Source organism: Stenotrophomonas sp. DR822, from assembly GCF_019793815.1.
GTDB lineage: Bacteria > Pseudomonadota > Gammaproteobacteria > Xanthomonadales > Xanthomonadaceae > Stenotrophomonas > Stenotrophomonas indicatrix.
Genome location: NZ_CP081826.1, coordinates 2,703,899 through 2,716,034, shown reverse-complemented (window position 1 = coordinate 2,716,034; position 12,136 = coordinate 2,703,899). Strand labels below are relative to the sequence as shown.

Sequence of the window (12,136 nt, the reverse complement as noted above, 5' to 3'; positions counted from 1 at the left end):
TCCGGCCTGACCAGCGGTGTCATCCCGCTGAAACAGCCGCGATACCAGACCTTTGGGAGAGGGAAAGGCATGCATTCTCGGAACCATGAAAAAAAGACACCGGTTACCTTGCTCGCGTTGGCCGTCGCACTGGCCCTGGCAGGCAACGCCGGCGCGCAGCAGCAGAGCGCCAACCCGAACGCCACCGACCTGGATACGGTCACCGTCACCGGCTACCGCGCCAGCGTGGAGAAGGCGCTGGACATCAAGCGCGGCGAAGCCGGCGTGGTCGATGCCATCGTTGCCGAGGACATCGGCAAGTTCCCGGACCTGAACCTGGCCGAGTCGCTGCAGCGCATCCCGGGCGTGGTCATCACCCGCGAGGCCGGCGAAGGCCGCAACATCTCGGTGCGTGGCCTCGGCCCGGAATTCACCCGCGTACGCATCAATGGCATGGAAGCGCTGACCACGGTCGGCGCCGGTGACCAGAGCGGCGGCACCAACCGCGGCCGTGGCTTCGACTTCAACGTGTTCGCCTCGGACCTGTTCTCGCAGCTGCTGGTGCGCAAGACCGCCTCGGCCGATGTCGAGGAAGGCTCGCTGGGCGCCACTGTCGATCTGCGCACCGCGCGCCCGTTCGACTACGACGGCTTCACCTTCGCCGCCAGTGGCCAGGCCAGCTACAACGCGATGGCCGAAAAGGCCGACCCGCGCATTGCCGCACTGGTCTCCAACACCTTCGCCGATGGCACGTTCGGCGCGCTGCTGTCGGTGGCCTATTCCGAGCGCCAGGCGCTGGAGGAAGGCTCCAACACCGGTCGCTGGGCCAACGGCCCGAGCAACGGCAACTTCGCCGCGTCCTCGCCGTTCGCCGCCGCCCGTGGCGCCGATGTGTTCCATCCGCGCTTCCCGCGCTACGTGCAGATGGAGCATGAGCAGAAGCGTCTGGGCGTGACCGGTTCGTTGCAGTGGAAGCCGAACGACGCCACCGAGATCTCGCTGGATGCGCTGTACTCGAAGATCGATGCAACGCGCGACGAGCACTACATCGAGGCGATTTCCTTCAGCCGTGGCGCCAATGCGAGCGCACGCCTGTCGGGCAAGCCGACCACCATCGTCAAGAACGGCGAGATCCGCGACAACGCACTGCTCTACGGCGAATTCGACAACGTCGACATCCGCACCGAGAACCGCCACGACGAGTGGAGCACCGAGTTCAAGCAGATCGCGCTGAATGGCCAGCACCGCTTCGGTGATGACTTCACCCTGTCCGGCAAGATCGGCATCTCGCGGTCCAAGCACGAGAACCCGGTGCAGACCACCGTCATCATGGACAAGTACGACGTCAAGGGCTACAGCTACGACTACCGCGGCAACAGCCGTGCGCCGATCCTCAACTACGGCATCGACCCGACCAATCCCAACGGCTGGGAACTGGCCGAGATCCGCCTGCGTCCGCAGTACGTGGACAACGACTTCGACACCGGCCAGATCGACTTCAACTGGAACATCAGCCCGGGCTTCCGCCTGAAGGGCGGCGTGCTGGCCAAGGACTACACGTTCAAGACCGTCGAACTGCGCCGCGCCAGCGAACTGGCCGTGCCCAACTTCGCCGGCGGCACAAAGATCGTGCCGGTGAACCTGACCGAGCAGGCCGGACTGAAGGGCATCAACGGCAGTCCGTCGAACTGGGTCGTGCCGGACCTGGATGCGATCGCCGAACAGCTCGACATCTACAGCAACAGCGGCACCTTCGCCGTCGCCCCGCGCGCCAACAATGTGCGCCGCGTCGAAGAGAAGGACCGAGGCGCCTACCTGATGGGCGAGTTCTCCACCGAACTGGGCTCGCTGCCGTTGTCGGGCAATTTCGGTGTGCGCTACGTGCGCACCAAGCAGTCGTCCACCGGGCAGTCGACGCTGGCCAACGGCACCGTCGAAACCACGGTCAGCCGTACCTACGATGACACCCTGCCCTCGTTCAACCTGGTGGCCGAAGTCACCCCGGACTTCCTGATCCGGCTGGGTGCGGCCAAGGTGATGAGCCGTCCGGGGCTGGGCAGCCTGACCCCGGGCGCGACGGTGGCCGTGGCCGGTGGTGCACGCACCATCTCCAGCGGCAACCCGGTGCTGGATCCGATCCGCGCAACCAATGTCGACCTTGGTTTCGAGTGGTACTTCGCCGAGGGCGCAATGGCCGGCATCGGCCTGTTCTACAAGGACATCGAGAGCTTCGTACAGACCACCCGCGAAGTGCGTCCGTACAGTGACAGCGGCCTGCCGGCTTCGCTGCTGGTCGGCACCGGCGCCTCGGCCACCGATGACTTCACCTACAGCAAGCCGGTCAACACCCCGGGCGGCGAACTGCACGGCGTGGAGGCCAACTACACCCAGCCCTTCACCTTCCTGCCGGGCAAGTGGGCCAACCTGGGCATGCAGTTGAACTACACCTGGGTGGAATCGAAGATCCAGTACATCAACGCGGCCGGGCAGCCGGTGATGAAGACCGACCTGACCGGCCTGTCGAAGTCCTCGTGGAACGCCACGCTGTTCTATGAAGGCGAGAAGTTCGCCGGGCGCATCTCGGCCACCAACCGCGATGACTACCTGACCCAGGCACCGGGCCAGGAAACCGGCTTCAACCTCGATGGCTACCACGGCATGACCGGTACCACGGTGTTCGATGCATCCATCCGCTACAAGATCAGCGACCAGCTGGAACTGAGCCTGGAAGGCATCAACCTGACCAACGAAGCGTCCGACGAGTGGGTGTACTCGCCGCTGACCGGTCGCCTGCCGCTGCAGTACACCGAGACCGGCCGCCAGTACCTGCTGGGGCTGCGCTACAAGTTCTGAGCAACGCCGACGGCGTGCCATCCGGCACGCCGTCGTTCGCCACGACCGCTGCTGCGCCGCAAGGTGCCGTCGCGGCGTGGCCTTGCTACGGTCCGGCGGCCCTCGCCGGCCGTCGCCCGTTGAAAGGAAACGCCTGATGCCGCACCGCTCGACCCTGTCCCGCTGCCTGTTGCTGGCGGTGGCCCTGGCTGCCGGCCCCGCGATGGCCGCCGCCGATGCGCCCACGCTGCTGTTCCATGTCGATGCCGGCAAAGGCCTTGAGGCCGTGGTGGCGCAGGGTGAGGCGGTGCCGAACTTCCGCGACAAGGTCGACATCGTCGACGACGGAGCGCGCGGCAAGGCCATCCAGTGGCAGGACGACGGCGTGCTGGCCTGGGATGCACCCGGCAACATCCTCGCCCAGCGGGGCACCCTCGCCTTCGACTGGCGCGCGCGCTACGCGGTGGGCGAAGCGCCGTTCGTGATCTTCCGCGTCGGCTATGCCGACCACAGCAGCTGGGACATGGCCTGGCTGCGGATCGACTGGAACGGGCATGGTTTCGATGCGTTCGTCACCGATGCCAACCTCGCCCGCACGCGCGTGTCGTTCCGCATGGACACGCCGCCACGTGCGGACCAGTGGCTGCACCTGGCCTTCGCCTGGGACGAAGACCAGGGTGTACGCCTGTTCGTCGATGGCCGCGAGGTGGCGCGGGTGCAGGCCAGCGGTGACTACGATGCCGCGCTGGACCAGCTCGGCCTGGCCGGGCGGGTGATGGCGCCCTACCAGGTGCAGAGCCGCTACAACTTCCTGCGTGGCAGCGATTTCCAGCACATCCGCGTGTATGACCGCATGCTCGATGCTGCGGCCGTCAGTGCGCTCGCGCGCGGCAAGGCCGCCGAAAGCGCCGTTGCCAGCGCTGCCGATGACCGTGCCTGGCGCCATCGCTTCGGCTGGGAAGGCGCGCCGCCGCCGCCGTTGACCGCAGCCAGCACGCGCATCCGCAAGATCGAATTCGACGATGCCCGCGACCTCAAGGCGTGGATGTGGAAGGCCACCGACGGCATCGCCGAGACCACCTGGCCGGGTGTCTACAACCGCTCGCGCCTGCCCGGCCGCAACGACTACTTCCAGTTGCCGGACTGGAACACGTATGTGGAAAGCGGCCAGCATCTGGACCTGACCGTGCCGGCCGGCGAGACCGTGAACCGGGTGGAGATCCGCGGCGCGGCCTTCGGCACGCTGGCCCATGGCCGCGATGCCGCGCACGCCACCCAGGTGCTGGCCACGCGTCCGCAGGGTGTGGTGCGCAGCGTGGACGACATCCCGGCACAGACCGGTGGCGTGCTGCGCTTCAGCAACGTTGAACAGGAAACGCCGATCCAGGAGATCTGGGCGTATGGCGTGAGCGAAGGTGCCGAGCCCGACGGCACGGTCAAGCAGACCTATGTCATCGACAGCCAGGCACTGCCGGACTACACCAACCTGGACACACTGCGCCGCTACATCGAAGGCCGCTACCCGGCGGCCGAACGCAGCACGGTGATGGCGCTGCCCAAGGGGGCGGGCTCGCGCCGGCGCCCGGCCGATTCGTTGCCAACGCAGCCCAAGCCCATCGTGCACGTGCTGATTCCCTCCGGCGTGGGCGATGCGCCGGCCAACCAGCCGTTGATCCGCAGCTGGGCCTACAGCTGGGAGAACATGCATGACGGCCTGGACGGCGTGGCCATCGATATTCCCGCGCTGGACCTGCCGGCCACGCACGATGGCCTGATCCCGCTGAACATCCGCATCAAGGATCCGATCTGGCCGGCGCGCGACATGATCGATGTATCGGTCTCGGTGCAGCCGGGGCAGAAGCGCACGCTGTGGCTGGACCTGCGCGACCGCATCCTCACCACCGACAGCCTGTGGTTGAGCATCGCCTCGGCTGCGCCCGGCTTCGACGCCAAGGCACTGGACGGTGCGCAGGTGCGGCTGGTGTTCAAGCCACGCGCCGATGCGCTCAAGGAGCACGTGGCCGACCGCTTCAACCAGGTGCGCGACAACTGGGGTTTCCTCGTGGAGGAACACACCACCTCCAAGCGCCAGCGCCTGTATGCGCGCGTCTACGCGGACCTGAGCGATCTGCTGCGGGTCGACCCGGACCATGAGCTGGGCCGGTTGTACTGGAACTACATCAGCTACAACAGCCAGGGCCGCCCGCCGTACACCGCGCCGGAGGTGCCCAGGGGCGTACCGGCGTGGGCCTTCCACCAGGTGCAGGACCTGGCGCAGGTGCGGCAGTTCGTCGACTGGTGGATCGATCAGCGGCAGGTGGCCTACGGCGATTTCGGTGGTGGCATCTCCGATGATTCCGACCTGACCCAGCAGTGGCCCGGCCTTGCCCTGATGGGCGTGCAGCCGGACCGCCTGAATGCCTCGCTGACCGCATTGTCCGACGCGGTGTACCGCAACGGCATGTTCAGCAATGGCCTGAGCACCATCGAGACCGACGAGCTGCATGCCTACGAGGAAGGCATCAACACCAACAGCGCGATGCTGTACCTCAACTGGGGCGATCCGCTGACCCTGGAACGGCTGATGGAAACGGTGAAGGCGTTCGACGAGCGCATCATCCTGCGCAACCCGCAGGGCCATGTGCTGTTCTCCAGCAACTGGTTCGGTGGCAACAAGGTCTACCGCGAACCCAACTGGCAGTGGCAGAAGCCGTACTCGTTCCCGGTGCTGCACCCGGCGTTCCTGCTGGGCCGGTACAACGCCGACCCGACCGGGCGCCGGCTGGTGATCGGCCTGGCCGATGGCTATCTGGCCCACGCCGGCACCGACGACAAGGGCCGCTTCACCCTGCCCAACGAGATCAACTGGGCCACGGGTGAGACCCGTGGCGGCGAACTCAACAACGGCTCCGGCAGCGGTGACACGATGCACACCTTCTGGGCGGCATGGCGCTGGACCGGTGATGCGAAGTACCTGCAGGCACTGGACTATCGCGTGCAGCGCGGCGGCCCCGGGGCGCTGGCCAACCTTGGCGAGAACTATGTAGAGGCACTTGGCCGGCAGCAGGACTGGTACCCGCTGCTGACCGCCGAGGCCGACGCCGGAAAGACCGGTTTCGCCAGCCTGATGGCATGGCAGGCCAGCGGCGAGCGGAAGTACATCGACGCGCTGCATGCCGAGGGCCTGCAGGCCAAGGCACAACGCGCGTACATGAACACCGAGGGCCATTGGTGGTCCGACCGGGTGGAAGCACCGAGCGAGTTCCTGCAGCGTGCGCGGCTGGGCGGCATCGCCCTGAAGCGCAACCAGAGCTGGCCCGGGCACACCGTCAGCTGGCGCTTCGATCGTGAGGGCGCTGCGGAACAGGTGGCACTGCTGGTGCATGCGCCCTCGCGTGAGCGCTTCACGATCACCAGCCACAACCTCGGCGCGCGCGTGATCGCCGCCGACATGACCGGCTGGAACGTGGGCAGCGGTTCCTGGCGCGTGCGCAGTGGCGTGGATGCCGATGGCGATGGCCGCATTGACGGTAGGCCGCGCGAGCGCACGGTACAGCTGGAGACGAGTGTGTCGGTACCGATGCAGTTCCAGCCGGGTCGCACCGAGGTCTTCGAATTCGAGCGTGTGTCTGCGGGCACGCCGGTGGAAATGCGTCCGGACCTGGGCGTGGGCCGTGGCGATGTGCGGGTGGACGGGCGCCAGGTACACGTGACCGTGCACAGCCTTGGGCATGTGGCCAGCGGTGTGGGCGTGGCGATACTGGAAGATGCGCGGGGCCGCGAGATCGCACGTACCGAAGTGCCGGCGATGGCGGCACCGACCGACCTGCTGCCGAAGACGGCGGTGGTGTCGTTGCCGTTGCCGGCAGGGGAACGCGGCGGCCTGCGCGTGCGTGTTGCGCTGGCCGATGGCGGAGAGGAAGTCACGCGGCTCAACAATGTGGTGGATGTGCCGCGATGAATTCCGCGTTCCGCCGGGCATGGCCCGGCGCTACCGATGAATCGGTGGGCCACAAGCCCTGGTAGCGCCGGGCCATGCCCGGCGCAACGCAATCAGGACGCCTCGGTCTCCATCACCTTCACCCGGCGCTGGTACCAGCCGTCATCCAGCGGATCGAACACCGCGCTGCGCTCCATCACGCCCTGGTAGACGTGCACGGACACTGCCACGTCCTCGTCGCTGGCGTTGCGCAGTGTGTGGTACTCGTGCGGCGGAATCAGGCTGCCGGCGCTGCCACGGTGCCCGTACAGCGTGTCCTGCGCAGCGAAGCGGTGACGCTCGCCACGCTGTTCCAGCAGCGCGTATGGGGTCACGATCAGCTCGCCCTGCCAGACGCCCTCCACGCACCACATCGCATCGTGGTCGTGCAGTGGCGTGCCCTGCCCCGGGCCCCAGCACATCGCGATCACGCTGTAGCCCAGCGTGGCGCTTCGGTACAGTTCACGGCGTGCGTAATGGCCGTCCACGGGGCGACGTACGCAGGGCGGCAGCTCGATCAGCGGATCGACGATGGCTTCACGCAGCACCCGCTGCAGCGCACCGGTGATCGCCTGCGGATCGACCAGGCAGACGGCGGCATCAATCCGTGCAATCAAGCGCTCGCGGCCGGTGAACGGCGGTGGCGTGAACATCGCTTCCATGAACCGACTCTAGCCGAGGCGGGTTAACAGAATGTTTGCACCGCGGTGTCATCACTGCGTGCCGCGCTGCACGAACGGCACTTTTGCGTAGAGCGCACGCTCGCCGGCACGTGGATCGTCAACCACGCGGCTGTGCCGATCGAACACCATCGTCTGCCGTTGTGGCACGCCATAGGGAGCCCACTGCGACATTCCCGCGTGATTGGGATCGCCGACACGCGCAAAGGCGATCAGCGCATCGCTCATCGTCGCTGCCAGTGCCCGGGCGTCTTCACCACCGCCGGTACGCGCGCCCGGCAGGCCGGCGTTGTCGAACACCAGCGGAATATCCAGCGTATGGAAGGCACGCAGGCGTCCGTCTTCCACCGGTGATGGCCAATCGAGCTGGTAGGCCCAGGTGGGTGCGGCCCCGGTTGTCTGCCGGGCGCGTGCTTCCAGTTCCTCCACCGCACCGCGCCACGAGCGGCCGGCGGTGGTCGCCGCGAAGAACACCTCTGAAGGCGTGTAGTGCGGATACAGGCGTCGATATTCTGCGATCACCACCGAGGGCAGCAGATCGACGAACTGCTGCTGCTCCAGTTGCGCCGGCAGACGCTCCCAGGTCAGCGTGAAATTGGCCGGGTCGTTGCCAAGGAACGCGCGCGTCTCATCGCGGGTGTTGCCGATCACCATCGGAATCGACGCGGACTGCGCCGGTGCCTGTGGCCAGAACGGGTGCACCGGCAGCACCACCTCATCCAGTACCGGGCCGAAGTACAGCGCGCTGCTTTCCACCCGCGAGGGATCGCGTGCGCGGGTGGCGGCCAGCAGCTCGGTCGCCGGCAGTCGCAGCAACGCCTGCAGGTCGCGCGCGGCCACGGCTTCCATCGCAATCGAAGCCCGTTGCGCCGCCGCACGTGGACCGGCGGCGGTCACCTGCTGCCCGCTCATCGTCCACGCGCGCTGGAACAGGCCTTTCGCTGCGGGCATAGCCATCAGCGTGGCGATCTTGGCGCCGCCACCGGATTGCCCGAACACGGTGATGTTGCCGGCGTCGCCGCCGAACACCGCCGCATGCTCCCGCACCCACTGCAGCGCCTGCACCAGGTCGAGCTGGCCCACGTTGCCGGAGGCCGCATAGCGCGGATCGCCGAGCGCGCCCAGGTACAGGTAGCCGAAGGTGTTCAGGCGATGATTGACGGTGACCACCACCACGTCGCCGCGTCTGCACAATGCGCTGCCGTCGTACAGCGGATCGCTGCCGGAGCCGTTGTTGAAGCCACCGCCATGGATGTAGACCAGGATCGGCCGCTTGCCGCCGTCGCCCAATGCTGGCGTCCAGACATTGAGGAACAGGCAATCTTCGCTGCCCGGTCCGTCCGCTCCGGTCTGTGGCGCAGACGCGGCGTATTCCAGGGCGTCGGCGATACCACGCCATCCCGGCTCGCGCCGTGGCGGCTGGAAACGGTAGGCGGAGGTGTCAGCGCCATAACGCAGGCCACGGAACACGTGCACGCCGTGCTCGCGCTGGCCACGCACGCGGCCGCCACGCAGGCGTGCCACCACCTGTGTGTCATCACGTGGCCCAGGCACCGCGGCGGCAGGAAGTGCCACGAGCGTGGCCGTGGCCAGCGCCCAGCGTGCACTGTCGCGCAGGAAACGGCGGCGCTGCAGGTTGGCATCCCCCTGGTTCACTGTGCTGCCTCCGTCGCCTGCAGCCAGAGTTGTGCCAGCAGCGGCCACACGGCCAGCGTTGAATCAGGCGGCATGCGCATGCCGAAGCCATGGCCGCCATGGGCGAACAGGTGCAGTTCGTGTTCGACACCCGCCTTGGCCAGTGCCTGCGCCATCATCTCGCTGTTGTGCACGTTGACCACCCGATCATCGTTGGCATGGATCAACAGCGTCGGCGGCATGTCCGTGCGTACGTGCTGCTGCATCGAATACTGCGCAGCCAGCGTCGCATCGGGCTGCTCGCCCAGCAGGCGTCCGCGTGAGCCGCTGTGTGCATGCGCGCCCATGTCGATCACCGGATACACCAGCACCGCGCGTGCAGGACGCGCGCTGAGGCGATCGATGGCATCGCGTGGCGGGTAGACCGGGGCATCGAAACCGGTGGCCAGCCGTGCGGCCACATGGCCGCCAGCGGAGAAGCCCATCACCGACACGCTGCCGGCATCCAGCCTGCGCCGTGCGGCCTGGTCGCGCACCACGCGCAGTGCGCGCTGCGCGTCGGCCAGTGCCGCCTGGCGGTCGCGGCCGGCCTGCGGCAGGCGGTAGCGCAGCACGAACAGGGTGTAGCCGGCACGGTCCACCCACTCCGGCACCAGTGCGCTGTCCTCCTTGTCGATCACCACGCGCTGGTAGCCGCCACCGGGAATCACCAGCAACGCGCGGCCGTTGGCACGGGCCGGCGTGTGCACCAGCAGGTAGGGCGCATCAACCTGGTCGATGAAGCGATCGGGGTGGGCTGGATCATCGCTGCGCTCGACCACGCGCGCCGGCCGCGCCGTGCCCGTTTCACCGGGGACCTGCCCCGCCGGCCACAGCGGCAGCTGCTCGCCGGCAAGCTCCTGGCCGAGGTGTTCACCTGCGCGCAACGGCATATCGGCCGCGGATGCGGGGACGGTCAGCAGCAGGCCTGACAGCAACAACAGCACACGGGAAAAACGCATGGTGGAAAGGGCTCCAACGGGGAGACAACAGAGTGGCCGAGGCCACCGGCAAGCGCCCGTGATGCGCTGCGGCTTGCACGATGACACCGGTTTACCATATACACCTCCTGCAGACGCTGTCGATGGGCAGTGCAACAACGCCAGAGGGAGACCGTTCTTGAGCAACGAACACGGCATACATGGGCAGACGCCGGCGCCGGACGATGCGGCCGCGATCGCCCGCGCTTTCACCACCGCGCGCCGCGGCGGCCAGGCCCTGCCCGGCTTCCCGGGCGTTGTCCCGCCTGACCTGGTGGCTGCCTACCAGGTGCAGGATCTGGCCATTGCCAGCTGGGATGACCAGGTGGTGGGCTGGAAGGTCGGCTACATCGCCGCCGAGCGCCGCGATGCGTCCGGGGACGACCGCCTGCTGGGCCCGGTTTTCTCACGTCAGCTGAAAAATGCTACCGGTGGAACAGTGGACATTCCGGTGTTCGTCGGCGGCTTCGGTGCGGTCGAGGCGGAGTACGTGCTGGAGCTGTTGGAGGACGCTCCGGCCGCACAGCTGCACTGGACCCCCGAGCAGGCTGAAGCGCTGCCGGCGCGGCTGTACATCGGCGTGGAAGTGGCCAGCAGCCCGCTGGCGACGATCAACGAACTCGGCCCGCGCGTGGTGGTGTCCGACTTCGGCAACAACAACGGCCTGGTACTGGGGCCGGAGATCGCCGACTGGACTGCCCGCGACGAAACCGACCTGCGCGCCGAAACCCTGATCGAGGGCGAGGTGGTCGGCACGGGTGGTGCCACCCGGCTGCCCGGCGGCCTGCGCGCGGCGTATGCGTTCGCGTTGTCGCGTTCGGCGCTGCGCGGCCGGCCGTTGCGACGGGGTGACCTGATCGCCACCGGCAACGCCACCGGCATCCATGACATCACCGTGGGGCAGACGGCGCTGGTGCGGTTTGCCGGCTTCGGCGAAATTGCCTGCAGGGCCGTGCCGGCCGGGTAACCGCCGCACGATCCGGTGAACACGCGCGGGAGGGCGCAGATGATCACACGACGACATTTCCTGGCCGGCGGCGCTGCTGCGCTGGCCACCCCGATGCTCGCGGCCTGTGGCCGCGGGCCCGCCGATGCCATCGACGGCGGCCAGCTGCTGACGGCCACCGACGTGCACGTGGCCGACTATCCCACCGTGACCGCGGTGAAGTGGATCGGCGAAACCCTGCAGCGCGAAAGCAACGGTCGCCTGCGCCTGCGGCAATACCATTCGGGCCAGCTCGGTCGCGAATCGGAAGCGATCGACATGGCCCGTTTCGGTGCCATCGACATCACCCGCGTGTATGCCGGTGCGTTGAACAACGCTTTCCCGCTCACCCAGGCGCTGTGCCTGCCGTACGTGTTCGAGTCGGTGGCGCACCAGCGCGCCGCACTGGATGGCGGCATTGCCGATGCGGTGCTGCGTGGCTTCGAGAGCCGTGACCTGGTCGGCCTGGCCATCTATGATTCCGGCGCACGCTGCTTCTACAACACCAAGCATCCGATCGTGCAGCCCGGTGATCTGCACGGGCTGAAACTGCGTGTGGCGTCCTCGGACATCTTCATCCAGCTGATGCGCCTGCTCGGCGCCAACCCGACGCCGATGTCGCTGGGCGATACGTTCTCCGGCATGGAGACGCACATGATCGATGGCGCCGAGAACAACATGCGCAGCTTCCATTCCAGCCGCCACTTCGAGGCCGCGCACTACTGGTCGCAGAGCGATCACTCGTATGCGCCGGACGTGCTGTTGATGTCGCGCGCCAGTTTCGAGCGCCTGCAGCCGGCCGACCGCCAGCTGCTGCTGGAGACCGCGCGCGCCTCGGTGAAGGTGATGCGCGCGCAATGGGATGCGTCCGAAGATGCTGCGCGCCGCGCGGTGCTGGCCTCTGGCGTGAAAGCCAACGAGGTGGACCTGCCCGCCTTCCGCGCCGCCGCCCAGCCGCTGCTGCAGCAGTACCTGCAGCAACCCGAGCTGGCTGCGCTGGTCGCCCGCATCCGTGCCGCCGCCTGAG

Annotated in this window: 7 protein-coding genes; 4 read left to right on the top strand and 3 right to left on the bottom strand. The window is 67.5% G+C overall.

Annotation, left to right across the window (positions count from 1 at the left end):
- The first annotated feature begins 69 nt into the window (after positions 1-69).
- Positions 70-2,832, top strand: a complete 2,763-nt coding sequence (locus tag K5K93_RS12530) for a TonB-dependent receptor (protein WP_222388060.1) — start codon at positions 70-72, stop codon at positions 2,830-2,832.
- Between the two features lie 136 nt (positions 2,833-2,968).
- Positions 2,969-6,772 carry a LamG-like jellyroll fold domain-containing protein gene (locus tag K5K93_RS12525; protein WP_222388059.1) on the top strand — a complete coding sequence of 1,268 codons (3,804 nt, stop codon included), beginning with the start codon at positions 2,969-2,971 and terminating at the stop codon, positions 6,770-6,772.
- Between the two features lie 92 nt (positions 6,773-6,864).
- On the opposite strand, the gene K5K93_RS12520 is transcribed toward K5K93_RS12525, so the two are convergent.
- From K5K93_RS12520 to K5K93_RS12510, 3 genes are read right to left on the bottom strand one after another with little or no spacing between them, the layout of a single operon-like run.
- Positions 6,865-7,452 carry a cysteine dioxygenase family protein gene (locus tag K5K93_RS12520; RefSeq protein WP_222388058.1) on the bottom strand — a complete coding sequence of 196 codons (588 nt, stop codon included), beginning with the start codon at positions 7,450-7,452 and terminating at the stop codon, positions 6,865-6,867.
- Between the two features lie 51 nt (positions 7,453-7,503).
- A complete protein-coding gene (locus K5K93_RS12515; RefSeq protein ID WP_222388057.1) occupies positions 7,504-9,126 on the bottom strand; it encodes a carboxylesterase family protein in 1,623 nt (540 codons plus the stop codon).
- On the bottom strand, positions 9,123-10,106 hold the full coding sequence (locus tag K5K93_RS12510) for an alpha/beta hydrolase (protein WP_222388056.1): 984 nt from the start codon (positions 10,104-10,106) through the stop codon (positions 9,123-9,125). Before K5K93_RS12510 ends, K5K93_RS12515 begins: the two co-directional genes overlap by 4 nt.
- A 175-nt stretch (positions 10,107-10,281) precedes the next feature.
- Here K5K93_RS12510 and K5K93_RS12505 point away from each other — a divergent pair, with 175 nt between their 5' ends.
- Both K5K93_RS12505 and K5K93_RS12500 read left to right on the top strand, forming a co-directional pair.
- The gene (locus K5K93_RS12505) at positions 10,282-11,091 is read left to right on the top strand and encodes a 2-keto-4-pentenoate hydratase (RefSeq protein WP_222391064.1); all 810 of its coding nucleotides are present in this window, start codon (positions 10,282-10,284) and stop codon (positions 11,089-11,091) included.
- 39 nt (positions 11,092-11,130) lie between these two features.
- Positions 11,131-12,135 (top strand): TRAP transporter substrate-binding protein, encoded by a 1,005-nt coding sequence (locus tag K5K93_RS12500; RefSeq protein ID WP_093820323.1) that lies wholly within the window; start codon positions 11,131-11,133, stop codon positions 12,133-12,135.
- Position 12,136 lies beyond the last annotated feature (1 nt).

Bases quoted from the DNA above. Each gene is read 5' to 3' on its own strand.
- K5K93_RS12530 (WP_222388060.1), top strand. From the start codon at position 70: ATGCATTCTCGGAACCATGAAAAAAAGACACCGGTTACCTTGCTCGCG.
- K5K93_RS12525 (WP_222388059.1), top strand. From the start codon at position 2,969: ATGCCGCACCGCTCGACCCTGTCCCGCTGCCTGTTGCTGGCGGTGGCC.
- K5K93_RS12520 (WP_222388058.1), bottom strand. From the start codon at position 7,452: ATGGAAGCGATGTTCACGCCACCGCCGTTCACCGGCCGCGAGCGCTTG.
- K5K93_RS12510 (WP_222388056.1), bottom strand. From the start codon at position 10,106: ATGCGTTTTTCCCGTGTGCTGTTGTTGCTGTCAGGCCTGCTGCTGACC.
- K5K93_RS12500 (WP_093820323.1), top strand. From the start codon at position 11,131: ATGATCACACGACGACATTTCCTGGCCGGCGGCGCTGCTGCGCTGGCC.